Source organism: Microbacterium galbum, from assembly GCF_032464915.1.
GTDB classification, from domain to species: domain Bacteria; phylum Actinomycetota; class Actinomycetes; order Actinomycetales; family Microbacteriaceae; genus Microbacterium; species Microbacterium galbum.
Genome location: NZ_JAWDIS010000001.1, coordinates 1,177,315 through 1,199,736, shown reverse-complemented (window position 1 = coordinate 1,199,736; position 22,422 = coordinate 1,177,315). Strand labels below are relative to the sequence as shown.

The window sequence follows — 22,422 nt, the reverse complement described above, 5'->3', positions numbered from 1 at the left end:
CGATCACCCTCCGCTTCCCCATACCCTAAGTCCGCACGCGACCTGCGGTCGCCGGTCCCGACCGAGGAGCCCCATGACCCCCCTTCGACACCGACGTCGTCTCGCCGCGATCACCGTGGCCGCGGCATCCGCCCTGTTCGCCCTCACCGGCTGCGCCGCGCCCGCGGCCCCCGACACGGCGGAGTTCGCCGACTGGGAGGCGGTGCTGTCGGCCGCGAAGGGTCAGACCGTGCAGCTGTGGATGTACGGCGGCGACGACCAGGGCAACGCCTACATCGACGACGTGCTCGCGCCCGCGGTCGCGGAGTACGGCGTGACGCTCGAGCGCGTTCCCGTCACCGACACCCGTGACGCGCTGAACCGCGTCTTCACCGAGCTGCAGGCCGGCCGCGACGACGGCAGCGTCGACCTGGTGTGGGTCAACGGCGACAACTTCCGCACGGGCAAGGATGCCGGGGCGTGGCGCTGCGGCTGGACCGGGATGCTGCCCTCGATGGCGAACACCTCGGCCGACGACCCGCTGCTGCAGTCCGACTTCGGCACCCCCGTCGACGGCTGCGAGGCGCCGTGGCACAAGGCGCAGTTCACCCTGGCGTACAACGCCGAGGCGATCCCCGACCCGCCGACCACCCTCGCCGGGGTGCTCGACTGGGCCGACGCCCACCCCGGCCGGTTCACGTATCCCGCGCCGCCGGATTTCACCGGCTCGGTGTTCGTGCGCGAAGCCCTGGCGAGCGTGTCGGGCGGAGCCGACGAGGTGCCCACGGCCTTCTCCGAGGACGCCTTCGACGAGCTCGCACCGGCCCTGTGGAGCCGGCTCGATACGCTCGCGCCGAACCTCTGGCGCGGCGGCGACACGTACCCCGCCAACGAGACCGAGCTCGGCCGGCTGTTCGCCGACCGTCAGGTCGACATGACCATGACCTACGGCCCGGCGACGCTCACGGGCCTCGTGGCTGACGGCACCTACCCCGCGCAGACCAAGGTGCTGACGCTCGAGGACGGAACGGTCGGCAACGCCAGCTTCCTCGGCCTGCCCGTCAACTCCGACGCCGCAGCGGGCGCGATGGTCGTCGCGAACGTGGCCCTCTCGGCCGAGCAGCAGGCGAAGAAGGCCGAGCCCGACGTGTGGGGGCAGTTCCCCGTGCTCGACCTGAACGCCCTGTCGGCCGAGGACCGCGCCCTCTTCGACGCCCTACCGGTCTCTCCCGTGGTGCCGCCGTACGACGAGATCTCGCGCAACGCGCACGGCGAGCTCGCCGCCGAATGGGTCCCCGCGCTCGACGACGGCTGGCGGCAGAACGTGCTGTCGCGGTGACCTGGGCGCCCGTCGCCCGGCGCGCCGGCTCGCCCCGCGAGAAGCTGCGCGGGGCGCTGCTGGTGCTGCCCGCCGCCGTGCTCTCGCTCGTGGTGCTGGGCGGCGGCATCGGGGCGACGGCGCTGCAGGCGTTCGGGCTGCTGCCGGTGGTGGGGCGGCCCACCCCGGGGGTCGCGGCCTTCACCGCGCGTCCGGGCGAGCTGTTCGCCGCCGTCGGCGTCTCGCTCAGCGTGGCCGCGGTCAGCACCGTGCTGGCGGTGATCATCGGCACGCTCGCGGCGATCGTGATCGTCTCGCGCACGCGCAGCAGCCGCGCGGTGGCCGCCCTCGGCACCCTCACCGTCACCATCCCGCACCTCATCGCCGCGGCCACCGTGGGGCTGCTGCTGTCGGACGCCGGCGTGCTGCCACGCCTGCTCGGCATCCCTCCCGAATCGTGGGCGCCGTGGGTCGGCGGCCCGCTGTGGGGCGCCGCGATCGTCGAACTGGCGTGGAAGGAGTCGGCGTTCATCGCCCTCATCGTCACGGGCACGCTCGCGACCCGCATCCAGACCTTCGACGAGACCGCGGCGCTGCTCGGCGCGGGCCGCGCGCAGCGCTTCCGGCACGTGCTGCTGCCGTTGACGGCGCCGACGATCCTCATCGGAGCGGCGATCAGTTTCGTCTACGCTCTCGGCTCCTACGAGGTGCTGTGGTTGCTGGGACGCACCTCGCCCGAGCCGCTGCCCGTGCTCGCGGTGCGCCTGTTCCAGGGCGTGTCGCTCGACTCGCGACCCGAGGCGGCCGCAGTGGCGCTGGTGACGAGCGCGCTCGCCCTGGCCGCGGTGGCCCTGACCTTCGCCGCGCTCCGGCGGACGGCGGCGTGGCGATGACCGCCGTCGACAGCCCCCTCACCCGCTCGCGCGGCGCCGGCAAGGCTCTGCGGCGACTGCTCGCCGTCGTCCTCGCGGTGTGGTTCGCTCTGCCCCTGCTGCCGCTCGTGCTGTGGTCGTTCGCCGACCGCTGGAGCTTCCCGTCCGTGCTCCCCACCGCCCTCGGCATCCGCTCGATCGACCAGGCGATCGCGTTCGGCGCGGTGCCGGCGCTGGGCCGCTCGCTCGTGCTCGGGATCGTCGTCGCGATCACGGCGACGCTGTTGGGTGCGCTCGCCGCCCGCGCGCTCACCTTCGGGGCCGTGCCCGGGGCGCGGTTCGTCTCGGTGCTGCTGCTCGCGCCGATCGCGCTCCCGCCCTTCGCCGCGGTGCTCGGCGTCAACGTCGTGCTGCTGCGCGCGCACGTGCCCTCGCTCGTCGGGGTGGCGATGGTGCTGACGGTCATGGCGCTCCCCTACACGGCGTTCGTGATGCGCACCGCCTACGGCGCCTACGACCGCTCGTACGAAGAAGAGGCGCGTCTGCTCGGTGCCGGGCGCCTGCAGGTGCTGCGGCGCGTGCAGCTGCCGCTGATCGCGCCGGCGCTCGCGCGCGCCGCGTTCCTCGCCTTCCTCGTGGCGTGGAGCGACTACATCGTCACGCTCATCGTCGGCGGGGGAGAGGTGGTCACCCTGCCTCTCGTCGTGGCGTCGGCGGCCGCGGGCCTCGGTAACGACGCCGCCGTGGCGCTGATGTCGCTGTCGGCGATCGTGCCCCCCGTGATCCTGCTCGTCGGCGTCCTCGCTCTGGGGCATCGTCGGCACCCCCGCACCCGGAAAGAGGTGGTCGCGTGAGCGCCGACCTGGTCCTGACGGGCCTGACCAAGACCTTCCCCGCCTCGACGGCCCCCGCTCTCGACGACCTGTCGCTGACGGTCGCCGCGGGAAGCTGCACCGCGGTGCTCGGACCCAGCGGCTCGGGTAAATCGACCCTGCTGCGCGTGATCGCCGGCCTCGAGACCCCGGATCGAGGGACGGTCGCCATCGCCGATCGGGACGTCGCCCCCATCCCCGCCGAGCAGCGCGGCGTCGGCATGGTCTTCCAACGGTCGCTGCTGTTCCCGCACCTGTCGGTGCTCGACAACGTCGCATTCTCGGACCGGGTGTCCGGGATGCCGCGTGCCCGCGCCCGCGAGCGCGCAGAGCGGTACCTCGACACCGTGCGCCTCGCCGGCTACGGCCGACGCCGGGTCGGGGAGCTGTCGGGCGGGCAGGAGCAGCGCGTCGCGATCGCGCGCGCCCTCGCCGCCGAGCCCGCCGTGCTGCTGCTGGACGAACCGTTCAGCGCGCTCGACTCGGCGCTGCGGGCCGACATGCACGACCTGCTCGAAGCGGTGCGCGCCGACGTCGCCCCGACGATCCTGCTCGTCACGCACGACCGCGACGAAGCCGCACGGGTCGCCGACCGCATCGCGCTCGTCGAGCACGGCCGGCTGCTGCACGAGGGCACGGTCGTCGAGGCCTACCGCCGCCCGGGGAGTCTGCGCGCGGCCGAGCTCATGGGCACGCGCAACGCCGTCCCCGGCGAGGTGCGCCGCGGCATCCATCGCAGTGCGCTCGGTGAGCTCGCCGCGACGGGTCTCGCCGACGGAGCGGCGACGCTCGTCTTCCGCCAGGAGGACGTGCGGGTGGGCGACCGACCGGATGCCGCCTCCCTCGGCGTCGTCGGAACGGTCGGGGCGCGGCGGCCGGTGGGTGCGCGCAGCGAGGTGACGGTGCGCGCGGGCGCGCTGACGCTGCACGCGGAGGTGCCATCGGTGTCGGGCCTGCGGCCCGGCGATGAGGTCGCCGTGTCGATCGCGGCCGAGCTCGCGCACGTCGTCGCGGGCTGACGTCGAGCGGGGCGGCCCGGCCGACGGGGCGCGCAGAGCGCACCTGATCAGCCCGTACCGGCAGCATGCGCCGCGAGCCGAGATCCTCCGACCCGCAGCTTCCCGCACGCGGCTCAGGCCGTACGCGCGCCCGTCTCGCGCACCGCGGTCAGACCCGAGGGGCGCGCGGTCACCGTGGCGCCCGGACGCACCGTCGGCAACGGCAGGATGCGGCGGAGCTCCTCATTCTCTCCCGGGTCGAGCACGGAGTGCTGCACGCACGCGGGCACCAGACGGCCGTCCTCGGGGTGCGCCATCGCGTACATGCACGCGCCCAGGCGCTCCTGCGTCTCGCGCAGCAGCGGGTCGTCGGCGACGACGCCCTCTTCCATGAGCTTCCACGCGGGCGCGACCTGCTCGGCATCCATGAAGTTGTGGATCACGAAGGTCTTGAACGACACCTTGCCGCGGCGGGCCGCCGACACGACCTGTCGCAGACCACCCGCGCGGCGCAGCACGCGCGCCATCAGGCCGATCAGCGGAGGGATGTCGCGCGGATGCGACGCGAGAGCGCGCACGACCTTGACGGCCAACACGTGACGGGGGATGCCGCCGAAGATCATGCCGCCGAAGTGCGACAGGAACCTGTCACGGGCCGCGATGTCCTTCGGGTCCTCGGGGTCGAGCACGGGGGCGAAGGTCTTTCCGACGCGCACACCCACGGTCGAGCGGTTGCAGCGCGGGTCGCCGAACTGCGTCGCCTGCCACGGCAGCTTCTGCCCCGCGCCGGCCTCGATCTTCTCCCACACCGCGTCGATCGTGACCTCGCCGAAGTCCTCGCGCCAGCGGCGGTCGTCGCCGATGAACGCCGCCGGCTGGAACGACATCATGTCGAACGGCATCTCGAGCACGTCGCGCGTGACCTGCTCGACCTCCGCGACGTTCGAGGGGGTGACCGTCATGTTGTGCGCGAGGTAGCTGCTCACGCCGTGGTCGCGCTTGAGGTCGACGAACATGCGGGCGAACTTCTCGCGGAACGGGTTGAGCTCCGCCTCGCCGCGGGGGCGCACGGCACCGCGACGGCCGCGCATGAGCGAGTCGAAGTGCGCCGCGAACGACACCTTGTCGAAGCGCGGCTTGCCGTCCTCGTCGAGGACGACGTCGAGCAGGTAGTCGTAGTCGAAGTCGCCGTGCGTCATCGACATGGGCTCACGGCCGACGGCGCGCATGGCGAGCAGGGAGCGGGCGTGGTCCTCGGCGCTGAGCAGGCTCACCTCGCCGCCGATGAGCTGGGCATGGGCGCGTGGTCCGCGCACCTCGCGCAGATAGTCCATCTGGCGGGTGACGTTGTCGACGGTGTGGTCGCCGTCGATGCGTACCTTGTTGGCGTCCGCCGAGTGGTAGCAGGGCGAACACGTGAGGTTGCACTTGGGGAAGACGCCGTGCGTCCCCTCGCACCCGACGGCGCTGCGCCCGAGCAATTGACTCGGCGTCTTGGCGTGTTCAGGCAGTTCCGCCCACCGCCGGTCGAGGGCGCGGCGCGTCTCGGGGTGGATGGGGCGGGTGTCGAGTTCGAACCGCCGGAGGGTCGTCGCCAGTCGCATGTCGTCCTTTCGTGGCGTCGTCGCACTACGAGAAGTCTTCGCCGCGCGCCCGGGTTCGGATTGCGCAGGGCTCCATCCTGCCCCCACGCGGCGTCGATGCGGCGCGCCGGGGCTGATCGGCGCCGAAGAATCCCGTGGATGCGGTCCTGCCGGAGGTCGGGACGCACAGTGGCCTCCGGGCCTCCGCGCGGGTTCCCGATCGGATCAGCGGATGCCGGCGACCCGACGTGTCGTGACGGCGGCCATGACCGCCCCCGCGACGCGGTCGGTGTGGCGGAGCGAAAGGGCGTTGGAGTTCGGTCGGGTGAAGGCCCCGGCCTCGAGCCCCGCGGTGAAAGGACCCAGCGCGAAGAGCGTCTCCTGCGCGATGCCGTCGCGCGAGACCACCCGCCCGTCGGGGTCGACGTCGATGCGGCCGAGGGAGCCGGCGAACTGCTCGTCGGCCACGTGCACCTCCCGCCCGTGCCGGGTCGCGAGCTCGCGCAGGACCGGGTTGTCGCTCGCTGCCGCGGCGGGTGCGGGCAGCCACGCGTCGACGAGAGCGGCGGCGACGACCTCGCCCCCGCGGCGGAGGGAGGTCGCGACGAAGCCCCGGGGCGGGTCGAGGTGCACCGCCAGGTCGGGACCGAGGAAGCGCACGACGCCCGCGTCGGCGAGCGCGAGCAGCTCCTCCAACCGGTGCGGCGGCGGGCCCGACGCGACGTAGCTGAAGAACGTGTGCCAGGTGACGGGCAGGTCGACCGCGCGCGAGCGTGCGCTCCATCGATCGACCGGGATGTCGCCGAGCGCGAGGAACGACCCGAGGATCGTGAGGAACAGCGCCTGCGTCGTGCTGTGCTCCGCCGAGGTGCGCAGCAGCAGATCGTCGGCGATGTGCCGGCGGACACGCGCGTGCACCGCCCGCTCATCGAGGAAGGTCTCCTCGCCCAGCGGGACGTCGAGGGTGCGCACGTCGAAACGGTCGAGGGGATTCGGCACCACCTCGGCGACGGCGCGACGCAGCGCCGCCGTGTCGCCGTCGACGGCCCGCAGCGTCGCGCGGAACGCCTCCCACGTGGTGCCGACCCGTTCGGGATGCCCGGTGAAGAGCTCGCGATAGTGCGCCCACACGAGCTCCCGCGCGATGAGCGGCCACACGTCGTCGACGAAGTCGATGCTGCCCGGTCGATCCAGCAGCTCGGCGATGGCCGCGGGCGTGAGCACTTCGCGCTCGGGTGCATCGCCCTGCACCTGGGACGCCACCTTCGACCGGTACGGCACACCGCGCCGCGACCCGAGATGCAGACGCGGCTCGCGCCCCGAGGCGGTGTAGGCGAGCTTCCCGTCGGCGCGGCGCGAGAAGCGGCCCCCGCGTCCCTGGGTCAGGAGCACGACGGCATCCACCGACGCCAGTCCCATCCCCCGCACGATGACGTCGGCGCCGGGTGCGAGGCGCGACAGGTCGGCGTCGGCGGTGAAGGCCGGCTCGAGGTAGACGAAACCCGCGGCGGCGGCTGCGGCGCTCACGTCGAGGGCGGTGCCCTCGGGCTCGCGTCCGTTGTGTCCGACCGCGTAGACGACGACGTCGCCGCTCAGGCGCGTGCCGTCGGCGAGTGCGACCTCCCACCCTTCGGGGGTGTCGTCGACCCACTGCACGCTGCCCGGATGCCATCGCACCTCGACGCCGGGCGGGGCGATGGCGACCGTGCGACGCCAGAACCAGTCGAGGTACAGGCTCTGCAGGCGGCGCGTCGGAAAGCTGTCGCCGCGCAGACCGTGCACCTCGTCGGTCAGCGCGGGATCGTCGATCCGCACATCGGGCAGGCGCCCGTCGCGCACGCGCTCCGCCCACTCGATGAGGGAGGGGCCCGAGCGCACCGGACCGGAGATCACACAGCTGTCGTCGGTGAAGACCGTCACGTCGCGCGCCATGGAGTTGAGTTTCAGCAGCGGTGACTGTTCGTACCGCCAGATGCGGCCGCCCCCGGGCGGGAACGGGTCGACGAGCGTGATGCGCAGGGGCGCGGCCGTGGCGCGCGTGCGCCGTGCGAGCAGGCGCTCCACGAGCATCACCGCCCGCGGTCCCGCCCCCACGATCACGACGTCGCTCACGGCGCGGTGACCCGTTCGCGAACCGCCGGCAGCCCCAGCAGGTCGTGCAGCGTCGCACCCTCGTCGTACGAGCGGCGGTACGAGCCCCGCTCCTGCAGCAGCGGCACGACCCGGTCGGCGAACTCGTCGAGACCGTGCGGGGTGACGTGCCCGACCACGGTGAACCCGTCGGTCGCCCGCTCCTGCACGTAGCGGTCGATCTCGAATGCCACGTGCTCCGGCGTCCCGACGAAGGTGTGGTTCGCCGTCAGGCGGATGACGAGTTCGCGGATGCTGAGGTTCTCGGCCGCGGCCTGGTCGCGCAGCTGCCCGACCCGGGCGCGGATCGCGGCGTGCCGGCCCGCGAAGCCCTGTGCGGTCTCGACGCCCGTGTCGGGCTCGACGTCGGGGAGAGGCCCGTCGGCGTCGTAGTCGCTGAGGTCGCGGTTCCAGATCTGCTCGAGATACGTGATCGCCGTCTGCGGGCGCACCTGGGCGAGGGCGATCTCGCGCGAGCGCTCGCGGGCCTCCGCGGCGGTGTCGCCGAGCACGAAGGTCGCGGCGGGCAGGATCTTCAGGGAGTCCTCGTCGCGGCCGTGCGCGGTCAGCCGCCCCTTCACGTCTCGGTAGAACTGCTGCGCGTCGGCGAACTCCGTGTGCAGCGAGAAGATCACGTCCGCGTGCGCGGTGGCGAAGTCGCGACCGTCGGCCGAGTCGCCCGCCTGCACGATGACCGGCCGCCCCTGCGGCGAGCGGGGCACGTCGAACACGGCGTCCACGTCGAACAGGCGCGACGCGCGCCGCACCCGCGCGATCGCCCCGGCCCGCAGGAACGTTCCGGTCTCGGCATCCGCCTCGATCGCGTCGTCGCGCCACGACGACCACAGCGCCTTCGACAGCTCGGCGAACTCCGAGGCCCGCACGTAGCGATCGGCGTGGTCGAGGTAGCCGCCGCGGCGGAAGTTGGCGCCGTGGAAGGCGTCGGAGCTGGTCACGGCGTTCCATCCGGCACGGCCGTTCGACAACAGGTCGAGGGTGCCGAGCTGACGCGCGAGCTCGTACGGTTCGTTGAAGGTGGTGTTGAGCGTGCCGACGAGCCCGATGTGCTCGGTGACCGCGGCCAGCGCCGCGAGGATCGCGAGGGTGTTCGGGCGCCCGGCGACGTCGAGGTCGTGCAGCTGCCCGCGGTGCTCGCGCAGGCGGAGCCCCTCGGCGAGGAAGAGATAGTCGAACAGGCCGCGCTCGGCGGTGCGGGCGAAGTACTCGAACGACGAGAAATCGATCTGGCTGCCCGCGGCCGGGTCGGTCCACACCGTGGTGTTGTTCACACCGGGGAAATGGGCGGCGAGGTGGATCTGCCGACGGGTCATGCGCCGACCTCCTGACGGGCGTAGCGACTGGCGGGGCGGGGGAGTCCGAGACGTTCGCGCAGCGTCGCCGCTGCGTCGTCGGGCCGCAGGATGCCGGCCTCCGCCGCCCGCGGGACGACGCTCGCGGCGATGGCCTCGAGGTCGGCGGGCAGGCGGGCCGGACGCAGGCGGATGCCGTCGACCCCGGCCGCGGCCAGGGCCCGCAGCTCGTCCACGACATCGTCGGCGGTGCCGACGACCACGCGGGCGTCGGTGGTGAGCGTCGCCCGATCCTGCAGGCGGTCCCACACGGCGGAGGCGGCCTCGCGCGTCTCCTCGACGAGCACGAGCACATCGGCGAACACGCGCAGCGGCTCGTCGAGCGTGCGCACCGCGTCCGCGGCATCCCGCAGCTCATTGAGGATGCCGGTCGCCGACGCCGCGTCGGAGGGGGTGATGAACACCAGGTCGGCGTGCTCCGCGGCGAAGCGGTAGGGCACGCTCTGGTGCGCGAGGGCGGTGATCAGCGGCTGGCCCTGCGGGGAGCGCGGCACGATCGAGGCGCCGGTGATCGAGAAGAACTCGCCCGCGTAGTCGATGTTGTGCACGCGGTCGCGGTCGAGGAATCTGCCCGTCTCGAGGTCGCGCACGATCGCCTCGTCCTCCCACGAGTCGGCGAGCCGGCGGATCACCTCGGCGACCTCGCCCGCCTCGCGGAACGCACCGAGCAGCGCCGGATCGTCCTCGACCCGACCCGACGCGGGCAGGCCCGCAGGGCCGCCGGTGCGGCGTCCGAAGTTGGCTCGCTCCTGCTCCGTCGATCCGGCCACGAGCCGCACGCCCCCGCGTCCGCGGCTCGCGTGATCGAGCGTCTGCAGCCCGGTCGCGACGTGGAAGGGCTCCGGGTGCGCCGTCGTCACCGTGGGCACGAGGCCGATCCGGCCCGTGACCGGGGCCAGGAACGACGCCAGCAGCACCGCGTCGAGGCGCCCGCGGACGCGGTCGCGCCGCGTCTCGGCATCCGGTTCGCTCGAACGGCCGCCGAGGCTGAGCGCATCCTCGATCGTGGCGAAGAGCACCCCGGCGCCTTCGGCGGTGCGGATCAGATCGCGCCAGTACGCGGCCGATGTCAGTGCGGTGGGGTGGGCGCCGGGCTCGCGCCAGGCGGCGGGATGCCAGCCGGCCCCGTCCAGGGCGACGGCGAGGTGGATGCGGTCCGGCATCGAGGCTCCTTGTTCTGCGGGCGGCGGATCAGCGGGCGGCGGATCGTCTTCACTGTCGCGCGAGGGTGGCGCGGGCCTCAATTGGTGACGTAACGCAACGCCTCGCAGCGACACGTTCGCCGACGAGGCCGCGGAACTTAGCGCTTCCCGCCGGACGACGCACTCCTCGGAGCGGTCTGTGACGCCGCGCGACGCGGCGTTTCCGACGGTGACGGGGCGCTACGGCCCGTGTCGGCCGAGGTGAGGGCGGCGGCACCGGGGCCTACCTTCGGCCGGAGTCCCGTCGCCCATCGCATCCCGGAGAGAGGTTCGCCCATGAGCACTTCCGCCGTCGTCGCCCCGCTCACCGGTCTGCCCGCCCTGCTCGACGCCGTGCGCGAGGTCGCCCCGCACCTCGACGTGCGCGCGCCCTCGGCCGCGACGGCCCCCTTTGCCTTCGACGCCGGAACCGTTCCCCGTCACGGGGAGGCGGACGAGGACGGGCCCGCGGTCTCCTTCCCCTCCACCGTCTCCGAGGTGCAGCAGCTCGTGCGCCTCGCCGGGCGGCACGGGGTGAGCATCGTTGCGCGCGGTGCCGGCAGCGGGTTGTCGGGAGGCGCCTCGGCGACCCGTCATCAGCTCGTGGTGTCGACGGACCGTCTCGACCGCATCGTCGAGGTCTCGCCCGCCGACGAGGTCGCGGTCGTCGAACCCGGCGTCCTCAACGCCGCTCTCAACGAGAGGCTCGCGCCCCTCGGCCTGTTCTACGCCCCCGACCCCGCGAGTTGGCGCATCTCGACCATCGGCGGCAACATCGCCACCAACGCCGGGGGCCTGCGCTGCGCCAAGTACGGCGTCACCCGCGAGTCGGTGCTCGCCCTCGACGTCGTCCTCGCCGACGGGAGCCTCGTCTCGATCGGCCACCGCTCGATCAAGGGCGTCACCGGCCTCGACCTCGTCTCGCTCTTCGTCGGATCCGAGGGGGTGCTCGGCATCGTCGTCGGGGCGACCGTCCGCATCCGACCCCTCCCCGTCGCCCGCCGCACGGTGACGGCGTTCTTCGACTCCACCGCGGCGGGGGCCGCCGGCATCGGCGCCATCACCGCGTCGCGCGTGCGCCCGAGCGTCATCGAGTTCCTCGACGAGCCCACCCTCGTCGGCATCGACGCCGCGCAGGAGTCGGGACTCCGTGCCCGGGGCGCGGCCCTGCTGCTCATCGAACTCGACGGCTTCGGTATCGACGAGCAGACCGCCGAGCTCACCGTCGCCCTCGAGAGCGCCGGCGCTCGCGTGCGCGTCGAGAGCGACGCGGATGCCGAGACGCTGTGGGAGCTGCGACGGTCCGGGCGCCGGTTCGACGACGACTCGTGGTTCGTCGGTGGAGATGTCGCCGTGCCGAAGTCGCGCATCGCCGAGGTCTTCGCGGGCTTCCCCGCCCTCGAGGAGCGCTATGGCGTCGCCGTGAGCGCCGTCGCTCACGCCGGAGACGGCAACCTGCACCCCGTCATCACCCTGCCCATCCCCGCCGGCGCTGATCCCGCCGCCTTTCCCGCGGTCCTGCACGACGCGGCCGACGACCTCGTCCGAGCGGCCCTCGCCGTCGGCGGCACGGTCAGCGGAGAGCACGGCATCGGCACGGTCAAGCGCGAGCTCGCGGCTGAAGAGCTCGCGGAACGCGTGCGCGTGGCCCAGCTCGCGATCAAGGACGCGCTCGATCCGACCGGACTCTTCAACCCCGGCAAAGCCCTCTGACACCCGTTCCCCACAGCACCTCCCCACAGCACAAGGACCCACATGACCACTCGCTTCCGACGCCTCCTCGGCGTCGCCTCCGCCCTCATCGTCGGGGCCGTCCTGCTCAGCGGATGCGGCGCCGGTACCGCAGCCGGCCCGGCCGAAGGCTCCACGCCGAAGCCGGGCGGCGACCTCGTCTTCCTGATCGACTCGCTCGGCGCGACCTGGATCCCGAACAACAGCGCGATCTCGAGCTACCAGGGCCAGATCTGGGGCAACCTCACCGACAAGCTGATCTACGTCGACGCCGAGGGCACCCTGAGCCCGTGGATCGCCGAGAGCTGGGACGAGAACGCCGACAAGACGCAGTTCACCCTGCACCTCAAGGACGGCGTCACCTTCTCGGACGGCACGCCCCTGGATGCCGCCGCGGTCGTCGCGAACATCGACATCTGGGCCAAGGGGCGCCCCGACGACGGCATCAACCGCATCGGCCTGTTCCCCTCGGCGAACTACGTGGGCGCCGAAGCGGTGGATGCCACGACGGTGACGGTGTCGTTCTCGGCTCCGACCCTGAGCTTCCTCCCGGCCCTGGCCTACCACGGCTCGATCCTCATCTCGCCGGCGACCCTCGCCCTCCCCGCCGCGCAGCAGGCCGACCTCACGAAAGACATCGGCAGCGGCCCGTTCGTCGTCGAGAAGGTCGCCGAGGGCGACAGCGTCGTGCTGAAGAAGCGCGACGACTACGACTGGGGCCCCGAGGCCGTCGGCCACGAGGGCCCGGCCTACCTCGACACGATCACCTACAAGCAGGTCGCCGAGCCCACCCTGCGCACCGCCTCGGTCGAGTCGGGCCAGGCGCAGGTGGCGTACAACGCCAGCCCGCAGGATCTCGAGGCGCTCAAGGGCGAGGGACTGACCGTCGAGACGCCCCGCTATCTCGGGTTCGTCAACGGGTACGCCCTGAACACCTCGGTGGCTCCCTTCGACGACATCACGGTGCGCCAGGCCGTGCAGCACGGCATCGACCGTGACGAGATCCTCTCGACGGTCTACACCCCCGACTGGTTCGCGGCCGAGTCGCTGTTCCAGAGCACGGTGCCCGAGGCCACCGACCACACGGCCGACTTCGCGTACGACCCCGACAAGGCCGCGGCCCTGCTCGACGAGGCGGGCTGGACGAAGGGCGCCGACGGCGTCCGCACGAAGAACGGCCAGAAGCTGTCGTTCACGCTCTACCCCAACCCCTACCTCCAGGCGTCGCAGTCCGTCGATGAGCTCGTCGACCAGCAGCTGACGAACCTCGGCTTCGAGGTGAACCTCGAGACCTACGACGTTCCGACCTACGGGCAGAAGGTCATCGGCAACGCCGCGGTCCCCGCGAACGAGATCACCCGCAGCTTCGTCGACGTCGGGACCGTGGCCGGCGTCCTGACCTCGCAGAAGAAAGGCGACGAGGACTGGTTCAAGGTCGGCACCTCGGATGCCACGCTGAACGACCTGTCGACGCGCATCGCCACGGCCACCGACCGCGACGCCCGCGCGAAGGTGGCCGACGAGCTGCAGGGCTATGTGCTGCAGCAGGGCTACTTCGTGCCGCTCACCCAGATCGTGCAGCGCGTCTACGTTCAGGCGCCCGAGGTGAACGGCGTCTCGTACAACGGCCTCGCCTACGCGTACTACCTGGACGCCTGGCTCACCCGCTGACGTCCTCCCGACCTTCGCGAACGAAAGGAGAGAGCATGCTCGGCACCTACGGCCGCTTCGCGCTGCGGCGCACGGGCCAGGCGCTCGTCGTCGTGCTGCTGGCGTACCTGTTCACGTTCTTCGTGATCAGCATCCTGCCCGGCGACCCGATCACGAGCACCCTGCGCAACCCCGACAACGGCTTCACCGAAGACGACATCGCCCGCATCGTGTCGTACTACGGCCTCGACCAGCCGTGGTGGGTGCAGCTGGGGTCGTCGCTCGGCCGCTTCGTCGTCGGCGATCTCGGCGTCTCCCTGCGCTCGAACCTGCCCGTCGGAACCCTCGTGCTCGACGCGCTCGGCTCGACGCTCAGTCTTGCGGCGGCCGCCCTGCTGGTCGCCGTGGTGCTGGCCGTCGCGATCGCGTACGGCACGCAGTTCCTCCCGCCCCGGTTCGGTCAGGGAGTGCTGCGCTCGCTGCCGTCGCTCTTCCTGTCCGTGCCGAACTTCGTGATCGGCCTGCTGCTGATCCACGTGTTCGCTTTCGGGCTCGGGCTGTTCAGCATGATCGACACCGAGACGCCCTGGGGAACGTTTTTCGCGGCGGTGGCCCTCGGCATCCCGGTCTCGGCGCAGCTCGCCGAGGTGCTCATCGCCTCGCTCGACCACGAGTCGCGGCAGGAGTACGTCGCGGTGGCGCGCTCACGCGGCCTCGGTCAAGGCGCGCTGTTCCTGCGTCACCTCGTGAAGCCCTCCGCGCTGCCGACGGTGACCGTGCTCGCGCTGATCGTCGGCGAGCTGCTGGGCGGCGCGCTCATCACGGAGGCGATCTTCGGTCGCGTGGGCATCGGGACCCTCGTGGAGCAGGCCGTCGCGAGCCAGGACCTTCCGGTGCTGCAGGCGGTGGTCTCCCTCGCGGCGATCGTGTTCGTCGTGGTCAACCTCGTCGCCGACCTGGCCTACCCGCTCCTCGACCCGCGGGTGTCGATCGGCTCGCGCGGGAGCACCGTCGCCGCCCCCGCGGCCGATGCACCCGCACCGGCGCTGCGTGAAGAGGTGAGCATCGTATGACCGCCGCACCCCTGTCCCCGGTCGCATCCCCGGTGCCGCCCGCGGCCGACCCGTCGCAGGGATCGGTGTCGGGATCCGCCCCGGGCGGGCCGCTCGCCCGCATCCGCGGCATCCGTCTGTCCGTTCCGGTCGACGTGATCGTCTCGTTCGCGGTCGTCGCCGTGGTCGTGGCGTTCTCGCTCGCGCCGTGGCTCTTCACCGCGCAGAATCCGGCGCAGGGCGTGCCCGCCGACAAGCTGCAGCCGCCGAGCGCGGCGCATCTGCTGGGCACCGACCACCTCGGTCGCGACCTGTTCGCGCGCATCGTCTTCGGCGCGCAGTCGTCGGTGACGAGCGCCCTGGTCGCCGTGGCGATCGGGGTCGTCGTCGGGGGCCTCATCGGCTTGCTCGCCGGATTCCTCGGCTCGTGGACCGACACCGTGCTCGCCCGCTTCGTCGACGTGCTGTTGGCGATCCCGGCGTTCCTGCTCGCCGTCGTGATCGTCAGCTCGCTCGGCTTCCAGACGATCAACGCCGCGATCGCGACGGGCGTCTCGGCCGTGGCGGTGTTCGCGCGGGTCATGCGGTCCGAGGTGCTGCGCGTGCGCTCGTCGGTGTTCGTCGAGGCGGCGCGGCTGCAGGGCGGATCGACCCTGCACGTGCTGTTCCGGCACGTGCTCCCCAACGCCTCGCGCTCGCTCATCCCGCTCGCCGTGCTGCAGTTCGGGCTGTCGATCCTCGTCATCGCGGGGCTCGCCTTCCTCGGCTACGGCGATCCGCCCCCGGCATCCGACTGGGGTCTGCTCATCTCGGCGGGCAAGGACTACCCGCGCGCGCCGTGGCTCGTCGTGTGGCCGGCCCTGGTGACCGTGGCCACCGTGCTCTCGATCAACCGCATCAGCCGGTGGCTGAGGAGGACGTCATGACCATCACCCTTCCCCTCCGCGAGGAGGCGGGCGCGACGCCCGCGCCCCTGCTGCACGTGCAGAACCTCTCGGTCGCGTACGGGCGCACCCCCGTGGTGCACGACGTGTCGTTCTCGATCCCGCGCGGCGGCAGCCTCGCGCTCATCGGCGAATCCGGGTCGGGGAAGTCGACGATCGCACGGTCGGTGCTGCGGCTTCTGCCGCGCGACACGGGTCGGGCGAGCGGGCGCGTGGAGTTCGCCGGCGACGAGGTGCTGGGGCTTTCCGAGACGCGGTTCCGGCCGTTCCGCGGCCGCCGCATCGGTTTCGTCCCGCAGGACCCCTCGCACGCGCTCAACCCCGTGCGCACGGTCGGCGCGCAGGCGCTCGAGGCGGCGGCGCTGACCGACGCCCCCGGCCGCCGCGCGGCCGTCCTCGACATCTTCGCCCGGGTGGGTCTGCCCGACCCGGCCCGCGTCTACGACTCCTACCCGCACCAGCTCTCCGGCGGCATGCTGCAACGCGTGCTGATCGGCCTCGCGGTGCTGCCGCGGCCCGATCTGCTCGTGGCCGACGAGCCCACGAGCGCTCTCGACGTCACGATCCAGAAGCGCATCCTCGACCTCCTCGACGAGCTGCGCGGCGAACTCGGAATCGGTCTGCTGCTGATCACCCACGATCTCGCGATCGCCGCCGAGCGCACCGACGAGATCGTGGTGCTCAAGGACGGGCGGGTCCAGGAGGCGGGCGCCACCGGAGACGTCTTCGCGGCGCCGACGTCGGATTACACCCGGCAGCTGCAGGCCGACGCCCCGGCCCTCAACCCCGACCGCTACCGTCACGCCGACGGGCGCGGGGTCGACGCGTGGACCACCGACACCACCGCCGCCCGCATCGAGGTGCACGAGATCTCGAAGAGCTTCGTCGTCGACAGCACCGCTCGCGCCGCCGTGGCCGGGGTCTCCTTCCGCGTCCCGCCGGGCACGACCCACGCGCTCGTGGGCGAGTCGGGTTCGGGGAAGACCACCACCGTGCGCCTGCTGCTGGGGCTCGAGACCCCCGACGCCGGCGAGATCCTCGTCGACGGCGCGGCGGTGACCGGGCGCACCGAGGCGGAGCTCCGCGGCATCCGTCGTCACCTCCAGCTCGTGTACCAGAACCCCTTCACCTCCCTCGATCCCACGTGGAGCGTCGGGCGGATCATCCGCGAACCGCTCGACCGGTATCGCGTCGGCACGCGCGCCGAGAGGTCCGCCAAGGTCGCCGAAGCCCTGGATGCCGTGGGCCTGCCGCCGCAGCTCGCTCGCCGCCGCCCCGACGCGCTGTCGGGCGGCCAACGTCAGCGCGTCGCGATCGCGCGCGCCCTGGTGCTCGAGCCCGACGTCATCGTGCTCGACGAGCCGACCTCGGCCCTCGACGTCACCGTGCAGGCGGGGGTGTTCGACGTCCTCCGCCGCCTGCAGCGCGAGCGCGGCCTCACCTACCTGTTCGTCTCGCACGACCTGGCGCTCGTGCGGCAGATCGCCGACACCGTCTCCGTGCTCCGGGGCGGACGCGTGGTCGAGGCCGGGCGCGTGGCCGACGTGCTCTCGCACCCGCGCGAGGAGTACACGCGCGCCCTCGTTGACGCGATCCCGTCCCCCGATCTCCGGAGCTCCCGATGACCGTTCTCGCCCCCTCCCGTCCCGTGCTCGTCCGGGCCTTCAGCGCGCCGAAGGGGTTCGGCGACCAGACCCTGCGCGAGCGCCGTCCGGACGCGATCGAGCTGCTCGGCGGCATCCCGGATCCGTCCGTGCTGCCGACCGCCGAACTCACCGAGGCCACGGCCCGCGTGGTCGCCCGGCCCGGCGCGCCGTCGCTGCAGTACTCGCGGACCGAGGGCATCCCGGCGCTGCGCGAGTGGATCGCCGCCCACGAGGGCGTGGCCGTGGAGCGGGTGCTCGTCACCAACGGCGGATTCCACGGGCTCGCCATCGCGGTGCAGACGGTGCTGGAGCGCGGCGACCTCGTCGCGGTCGACAACCCGGTGTTCCCGCTGTTCCTGCGCGGGCTCGAGCTCGTCGACGCGCGCGTGCTGCCCATCCGCGTGGGGGCCGAGGGACTCGATGTCGATGCGCTCGCCGCGGAGTTGCGCGCCGGAGCCCGGCCCGCCGCGGTCTACACGGTGCCCGAGTTCCACAACCCGTCGCAGTCGTCGCTGCCCACGGCTCGCCGCCGCGAGCTCGTCGACCTGGCCGAGAAGTACGGCTTCATCGTCTTCGCCGACGACCCCTACCGCGAACTGCGTTTCCACGGCGAGCCCGAGTCGCTCGCCCCGTTCCACGACTCCGACCACGTCATCCACGTCAACACCTTCACCAAGACCCTCGGCCCGGGTCTGCGCCTAGGCTGGGTCGTGCTTCCCGAACGCCTGGTCCCGGATGCCGTGGCCCTGCGCAGTCGCCAGGACTCGCACTCGTCGACGCTCGTGCAGGCCGTGGTCGCCGAGTTGTTGACGGGGGACGCCGGGCTGTTCGACCGGGTCCTCACGGGCGCGCGGGAGCTGTACCGGTCGCGGGCGCACGCCCTGGCCGAGGTGCTCTCGGCATCCGGTTCCTTCGACGTCACGGTGCCCGACGGCGGACTGTTCCTCTGGCCGCGACTCGTCGACGACCGGGTGGATGCCGATCGCCTCGCCGCCGACGCGAGCGCCGAGGGCGTGGAGTACCAGCGCGGCTCGTTCTTCCCCTCGGGGCCGGGGACGGATGCCGACCGGCACCTGCGCCTCGCTTACGGCGACGTCGACGAGGAGCGTCTGCGCGAGGCGGCGGCGCGGTTGGGGCGGGCGGTGGCGCGGCAGCGCTGAATCGCACGGCGGGACCGACCGGACTCGCGCAGGCTGGGCGGTTCGCGGCTCTCGCGAGCCGCGCGACCCCCGCGTTATGCGCGGTTGCGGTGAGCGGCGCCCGGTCAGTGATCGCCGGTCTCACGCCGCGACGGGCGTCAGGTGGCAGGCGCCCATCCCAGCAGCGGCCCGAGACGCCCCGCGATGTCGTCCAGGATCTGCGCGTAGTCATCGGCCGCGAAGTCGAACGGCAGCGCGAAGGCCACCTCGTCGACCTCCGGGAACGCCCGCGACGACAGCAGCTGCTCCGCGATCTGCTCCGCGGTGCCGACGAGGTCTTCGGCGAAGAGCAGCCCGCGCGGGCCCTGGGGGATGCCGACCCGCCCACGCCGCGCATCGGCATAGGCCTCGTAGCGCCGGCGCTGTTCGGGAGTCGCCGAGTCGGTGGGGATGACGACGAGTCCCTGCGAGACGCGGGCGTGCTCGCCCGCGGGATGCGACTCGCGGTACAGCCGGATCTGCGTGTGCTGCTCCTGGTCGAAGTCGGTGCTCTCGCCCGCCTGCACGACGCTGCTGGTCAGCAGGTGGAAGCCGTTCTCGGCCGCCCAGGCCGCCGACCGGGCGCTTCCCGCCCCGTACCAGAGGCGTTCGGCCAGGCCGGGGGAGTGCGGCTCGACGCGCTCGGAGAACTCCTCGATCCCCTCGATGCCGGCGCGGGTGCTCACGGGTTCGCCGGAGATGAAGCGGCGCAACCGCGCGAGGCGTTCGTACCCGAACTCCTCGTGCTCGACGGTGTCGGGGTACAGGGCAGCGGCGACATCGTCGAGACGCGGGGGAGGGCCCACCGAGAAACCCGGCTCAAGGCGACCGCCGGAGAGGACATCGACGGTGGCGAGGTCCTCGGCCAGCCGCAGCGGGTTCTCCCACCCGAGGGGGATCACGGCCGTCCCGAGCCGGATGCGACTCGTGCGCTGTGATGCCGCGGCGAGCACCGCGACGGGAGAGGAGATCCCGTACTGCAAGTGGCGATCGCGCAGCCATGCGCTGTCGAAGCCGAGGTCCTCGCCCCGCTCGATGATCGACAGCGTCGTCTCGTGTCCAGCCCGCGGATCGTCGCGGTCGAACAGGCCGATGGTGAGGAAGCCGAGGGAGCGCAGGCGGCGGGTCATGCCGGCGTACGCACCGCCGCGAAGCGGTTGCGCCGCCGCAGCGCGAAGCCGAGCTTCTCGTACGCGGCGATCGCGTTGACGTTCGTCGCGGCGGCGTGCATCATCGCGCGATCGCCGCGCTGCTGGATGTGGAAGGCGACGTCGAGCACGAGGCGCGAGGCGAACCCCTGGCGCCGGTGGTCGGCATCCACCGCCACCGCACTGATCTCGGTCCAGCCGGCGGGGTGCAGACGCTCGCCCGCCATGGCGACGAGACGACCCTCCCGACGGATGCCGATGTACCGGCCGAGCTCGTACGTGCGGGGTCGGAACGGGCCCGGCTGGTTGCGCTCGACGAGCGCGATCATGTCGGCGGCGTCATCGGCCCCGAGCTCGATCGCCTCCTCGAAAGGGCGCGTGTGCAGGGCGTCGGTCTCGACGAGCTGCACGCCCTCGCCGCCGCCGAGGTACTCCCAGCCCGCCGGGAGCTCGCCCTCGTAGCCCGACAGGCCGACCTCGGCGCCGGGTCCGACGAGCTCGTGCAGGGCGTCCCACACCCCGGGCTCGTCCCACGAGCGCACGGCGACGAAGGGTGCGACGTCGGCCGGATAGCGCCGCGCGAGGTCGCCCCCGATCGCGAACGAGGCGTGCGGGCCGGCGAGCGAATGCCACGCGGCGTTGTCGAGGACGGTGGCGTCGGCGTGGGGGAGAGGCAGGGTCGAGGCGGAGGTCACCGGGACACTCTGCGCCGGTCGCGGGCGCGGTGCAACTCGTCGGTCATCACGCGCAACCCGAAGCCGCGAGAAGGGCTGCCATTTCGTGTCCCGAGCGACGCTGAGAGGCGTGTTACCGGTCGTTTCGCCGTCTCGTTCCGTCCTCCGGGACGAAGGCGATACTGACCAGATGACGGCTTCGCACGCGACATGGGTCCTCGAGAGCGTCGACTGGGACGACCGCCGCGCGGTCGCGCTGCGCGAGGCGATGGATGCCGAGGTCTCCCCACGCTATGCCGAGGTCTTCGCCGCCTTCGACGCCGAGGTCGCCGCGCTTCTCGCCGAGGACTTCGCGGTCGATCCCGCGAGCATCGTCGACGCGGTGCTGGTGATCGACGCGTCGGGGGAGCCCGTCGGGCATGCGGCGCTTCGTGCCCTCGGCGACGAGCTGGAGGTCAAGCGGGTGTACGTCGACCCGAGGGCGCGGGGCCGGGGCGCCAGTCGCGCGCTGATGGCGGAGCTGGAGCGCCTGGCGCGCGGGCGCGGCGCCGACAGACTGATCCTGCAGACCGGCGATCGTCAGCCCGAGGCGATCGCGCTCTACGAGAGCATCGGGTACCGGGCGGTCGAGGTCTTCCCGCCGTACCAGCGGTTCCCGTCGTCGAGGTGCTTCGCCAAGCCGCTGCGCTGACCGAGCGCGGGGCACCCGACGCTTGCGCGACGCGGCCGAATTCTGTGCGGTTCCGGACCAGATCGGCCGCCATCCCGGCATCCGCTGTTGACTGGGAGGGTGACCCAGGAGCTTTCGCGCACCCGTGTCCGGCCGTCGAGCGCGGGGGCCAGGCTTCTGCCCGCCGTGCAGACCTCGTGGGAACCTCTCGCGAAGCAAGCCGTCGTGGCGGCTCTCGTCGTGGTGGCGGGTGTCGCGAGCGGGTCGATCCCCTGGCTGCTCGTCACCGATGCCGCGCGCATGTGGCAGGGCGTGGGTGTGGCACTCGCCCTGGTCGTGGTGACGCTGCTCATGGCGCGATGGCCCGCCCTTCGCCGGGCCGAGATCGTGGTCCCGCTCGGTGACTTCCTCGCCATCGGGTTGCTGCGGTACGGCACCGGCGACAGTCAATCGGTCTTCTTCGTCATCGTCGTGCTCCCGGTCATCTGGATCGCAGCCGGACGCGGCCGGTGGCGGATCCTCGTCCCGCTGCTCGGGGTCTGCGCGGCGCTCCTGCTGCCGCTGCTGCTCTCTTCGGAGCGCGGCCTGACACCCAGCGAGCTCGTCCGCCTCTCCATCGCGATGCTCGTGTACGCCGCGGTCGGCGGGGTGGTGAACGAGTTGTCGCGTCGGTCCCTGCTCAAGCTCTCGCTTTCGCAGCACCGTCGACGGCTCGCCGAGGCGGAGGTGTCGGAAGCCGCTTTCGTGCAGCGCTCGCTCCAACCCGCCGACGGCTCGGATCTGCCGGACGCGTTCCGGGTCGCGGGTGCGTGCGTTCCGGCTCGAACGGTGGGCGGCGACTTCTTCGACTGGTATCCGACGCCCGACGGGGGCGCGGCCGTCACCCTCGGCGATGTGATGGGCAAGGGCGCGGGCGCCGGCATGATCGCCGCCGCGGTGCGCACGGTCATCCGCAGCGGTCGCGACGATGCGGATCCGGCCGTGGCCTTCGAACGGACGGCGGTCGGCCTGAGCACAGGGCCGACCGATATGGTCGGCGCGCAGTTCAGTACGTGCTTCCATGCGCGCATCGCCCCCGACGGCACGATCCGGTGGGTCGACGCCGGTCACGGTCTGACCGTGCTGCGGCGCAGTGACGGCGCTGTCGAGTTCCTCCGGTCCGGTCACCTGCCCGTCGGTGTCGGCACCAGCTGGTCCAGCTTCGACGCGGCTCTGCATCCCGGCGACAGCCTCGTCAGCGTGAGCGACGGAGTGCTCGACCTGTTCGGAGGCTCCCTCGACTCGATCGACCGCTACGCCGCCCTGGTCGCCGCGCACCACGACATCGACGCCCTCGTGGACGACCTCATCACCCGCGCCGGCGCCCAGGAGCAGGACGACGACGTCACGGTGCTCGCCGTCACGTGGTCGCCACGCTGAGCGGATC

Annotated in this window: 18 protein-coding genes; 12 read left to right on the top strand and 6 right to left on the bottom strand. The window is 72.5% G+C overall.

What is annotated here, in order from left to right; translation table 11 throughout:
• The first annotated feature begins 73 nt into the window (after positions 1-73).
• From RWH45_RS05640 to RWH45_RS05625, 4 genes are read left to right on the top strand one after another with little or no spacing between them, the layout of a single operon-like run.
• Entirely contained in the window at positions 74-1,318 is a 1,245-nt protein-coding gene (locus RWH45_RS05640) for an ABC transporter substrate-binding protein (RefSeq protein ID WP_315993899.1), read from the top strand.
• Entirely contained in the window at positions 1,315-2,190 is an 876-nt protein-coding gene (locus RWH45_RS05635; protein WP_315993898.1) for an ABC transporter permease, read from the top strand. Before RWH45_RS05640 ends, RWH45_RS05635 begins: the two co-directional genes overlap by 4 nt.
• Positions 2,187-3,023 (top strand): ABC transporter permease, encoded by an 837-nt coding sequence (locus RWH45_RS05630; protein ID WP_315994594.1) that lies wholly within the window; start codon positions 2,187-2,189, stop codon positions 3,021-3,023. Before RWH45_RS05635 ends, RWH45_RS05630 begins: the two co-directional genes overlap by 4 nt.
• Entirely contained in the window at positions 3,020-4,060 is a 1,041-nt protein-coding gene (locus tag RWH45_RS05625; protein ID WP_315993897.1) for an ABC transporter ATP-binding protein, read from the top strand. Before RWH45_RS05630 ends, RWH45_RS05625 begins: the two co-directional genes overlap by 4 nt.
• Positions 4,061-4,173: 113 nt before the next feature.
• Here RWH45_RS05625 and RWH45_RS05620 read toward each other — a convergent pair whose 3' ends face one another.
• From RWH45_RS05620 to RWH45_RS05605, 4 genes are all read right to left on the bottom strand, one after another.
• Complete coding sequence (locus tag RWH45_RS05620; RefSeq protein ID WP_315993896.1) at positions 4,174-5,643, bottom strand: hypothetical protein; 1,470 nt, start codon at positions 5,641-5,643, stop codon at positions 4,174-4,176.
• Positions 5,644-5,847: 204 nt separating this feature from the next.
• Positions 5,848-7,734, bottom strand: coding sequence for an FAD/NAD(P)-binding protein (locus RWH45_RS05615; protein ID WP_315993895.1), 1,887 nt, complete (start codon positions 7,732-7,734; stop codon positions 5,848-5,850).
• Complete coding sequence (locus tag RWH45_RS05610) at positions 7,731-9,083, bottom strand: NtaA/DmoA family FMN-dependent monooxygenase (protein ID WP_315993894.1); 1,353 nt, start codon at positions 9,081-9,083, stop codon at positions 7,731-7,733. Before RWH45_RS05610 ends, RWH45_RS05615 begins: the two co-directional genes overlap by 4 nt.
• Positions 9,080-10,285, bottom strand: coding sequence for an LLM class flavin-dependent oxidoreductase (locus RWH45_RS05605; protein ID WP_315993893.1), 1,206 nt, complete (start codon positions 10,283-10,285; stop codon positions 9,080-9,082). The genes RWH45_RS05610 and RWH45_RS05605 overlap by 4 nt, the downstream gene beginning before the upstream one ends.
• Before the next feature lie 315 nt (positions 10,286-10,600).
• Here RWH45_RS05605 and RWH45_RS05600 point away from each other — a divergent pair, with 315 nt between their 5' ends.
• From RWH45_RS05600 to RWH45_RS05575, 6 genes are read left to right on the top strand one after another with little or no spacing between them, the layout of a single operon-like run.
• Entirely contained in the window at positions 10,601-12,016 is a 1,416-nt protein-coding gene (locus tag RWH45_RS05600) for an FAD-binding oxidoreductase (protein ID WP_315993892.1), read from the top strand.
• Between the two features lie 42 nt (positions 12,017-12,058).
• The gene (locus RWH45_RS05595) at positions 12,059-13,705 is read left to right on the top strand and encodes an ABC transporter substrate-binding protein (protein WP_315993891.1); all 1,647 of its coding nucleotides are present in this window, start codon (positions 12,059-12,061) and stop codon (positions 13,703-13,705) included.
• 35 nt (positions 13,706-13,740) lie between these two features.
• Positions 13,741-14,757 (top strand): ABC transporter permease, encoded by a 1,017-nt coding sequence (locus RWH45_RS05590; RefSeq protein ID WP_315993890.1) that lies wholly within the window; start codon positions 13,741-13,743, stop codon positions 14,755-14,757.
• On the top strand, positions 14,754-15,662 hold the full coding sequence (locus tag RWH45_RS05585; protein WP_315993889.1) for an ABC transporter permease: 909 nt from the start codon (positions 14,754-14,756) through the stop codon (positions 15,660-15,662). Before RWH45_RS05590 ends, RWH45_RS05585 begins: the two co-directional genes overlap by 4 nt.
• A complete protein-coding gene (locus RWH45_RS05580; RefSeq protein ID WP_315993888.1) occupies positions 15,659-17,305 on the top strand; it encodes a dipeptide ABC transporter ATP-binding protein in 1,647 nt (548 codons plus the stop codon). The genes RWH45_RS05585 and RWH45_RS05580 overlap by 4 nt, the downstream gene beginning before the upstream one ends.
• Positions 17,302-18,486 (top strand): aminotransferase-like domain-containing protein, encoded by a 1,185-nt coding sequence (locus RWH45_RS05575; RefSeq protein ID WP_315993887.1) that lies wholly within the window; start codon positions 17,302-17,304, stop codon positions 18,484-18,486. Before RWH45_RS05580 ends, RWH45_RS05575 begins: the two co-directional genes overlap by 4 nt.
• Positions 18,487-18,623: 137 nt before the next feature.
• Here RWH45_RS05575 and RWH45_RS05570 read toward each other — a convergent pair whose 3' ends face one another.
• Positions 18,624-19,634: an LLM class flavin-dependent oxidoreductase gene (locus tag RWH45_RS05570; RefSeq protein WP_315993886.1), complete on the bottom strand. Its 1,011-nt coding sequence runs from the start codon at positions 19,632-19,634 to the stop codon at positions 18,624-18,626.
• The gene (locus tag RWH45_RS05565; RefSeq protein ID WP_315993885.1) at positions 19,631-20,347 is read right to left on the bottom strand and encodes a GNAT family N-acetyltransferase; all 717 of its coding nucleotides are present in this window, start codon (positions 20,345-20,347) and stop codon (positions 19,631-19,633) included. Before RWH45_RS05565 ends, RWH45_RS05570 begins: the two co-directional genes overlap by 4 nt.
• Before the next feature lie 169 nt (positions 20,348-20,516).
• Between RWH45_RS05565 and RWH45_RS05560 the strand changes: the two genes are divergently transcribed.
• A complete protein-coding gene (locus tag RWH45_RS05560; RefSeq protein ID WP_315993884.1) occupies positions 20,517-21,017 on the top strand; it encodes a GNAT family N-acetyltransferase in 501 nt (166 codons plus the stop codon).
• A 99-nt stretch (positions 21,018-21,116) separates the two neighbouring features.
• On the top strand, positions 21,117-22,415 hold the full coding sequence (locus RWH45_RS05555; protein ID WP_315993883.1) for a PP2C family protein-serine/threonine phosphatase: 1,299 nt from the start codon (positions 21,117-21,119) through the stop codon (positions 22,413-22,415).
• The last annotated feature ends 7 nt before the right edge of the window (positions 22,416-22,422 follow it).

Bases quoted from the DNA above. Each gene is read 5' to 3' on its own strand.
- RWH45_RS05640 (WP_315993899.1), top strand. From the start codon at position 74: ATGACCCCCCTTCGACACCGACGTCGTCTCGCCGCGATCACCGTGGCC.
- RWH45_RS05630 (WP_315994594.1), top strand. From the start codon at position 2,187: ATGACCGCCGTCGACAGCCCCCTCACCCGCTCGCGCGGCGCCGGCAAG.
- RWH45_RS05620 (WP_315993896.1), bottom strand. From the start codon at position 5,643: ATGCGACTGGCGACGACCCTCCGGCGGTTCGAACTCGACACCCGCCCC.
- RWH45_RS05610 (WP_315993894.1), bottom strand. From the start codon at position 9,083: ATGACCCGTCGGCAGATCCACCTCGCCGCCCATTTCCCCGGTGTGAAC.
- RWH45_RS05605 (WP_315993893.1), bottom strand. From the start codon at position 10,285: ATGCCGGACCGCATCCACCTCGCCGTCGCCCTGGACGGGGCCGGCTGG.
- RWH45_RS05600 (WP_315993892.1), top strand. From the start codon at position 10,601: ATGAGCACTTCCGCCGTCGTCGCCCCGCTCACCGGTCTGCCCGCCCTG.
- RWH45_RS05595 (WP_315993891.1), top strand. From the start codon at position 12,059: ATGACCACTCGCTTCCGACGCCTCCTCGGCGTCGCCTCCGCCCTCATC.
- RWH45_RS05590 (WP_315993890.1), top strand. From the start codon at position 13,741: ATGCTCGGCACCTACGGCCGCTTCGCGCTGCGGCGCACGGGCCAGGCG.
- RWH45_RS05585 (WP_315993889.1), top strand. From the start codon at position 14,754: ATGACCGCCGCACCCCTGTCCCCGGTCGCATCCCCGGTGCCGCCCGCG.
- RWH45_RS05580 (WP_315993888.1), top strand. From the start codon at position 15,659: ATGACCATCACCCTTCCCCTCCGCGAGGAGGCGGGCGCGACGCCCGCG.
- RWH45_RS05575 (WP_315993887.1), top strand. From the start codon at position 17,302: ATGACCGTTCTCGCCCCCTCCCGTCCCGTGCTCGTCCGGGCCTTCAGC.
- RWH45_RS05570 (WP_315993886.1), bottom strand. From the start codon at position 19,634: ATGACCCGCCGCCTGCGCTCCCTCGGCTTCCTCACCATCGGCCTGTTC.
- RWH45_RS05560 (WP_315993884.1), top strand. From the start codon at position 20,517: ATGACGGCTTCGCACGCGACATGGGTCCTCGAGAGCGTCGACTGGGAC.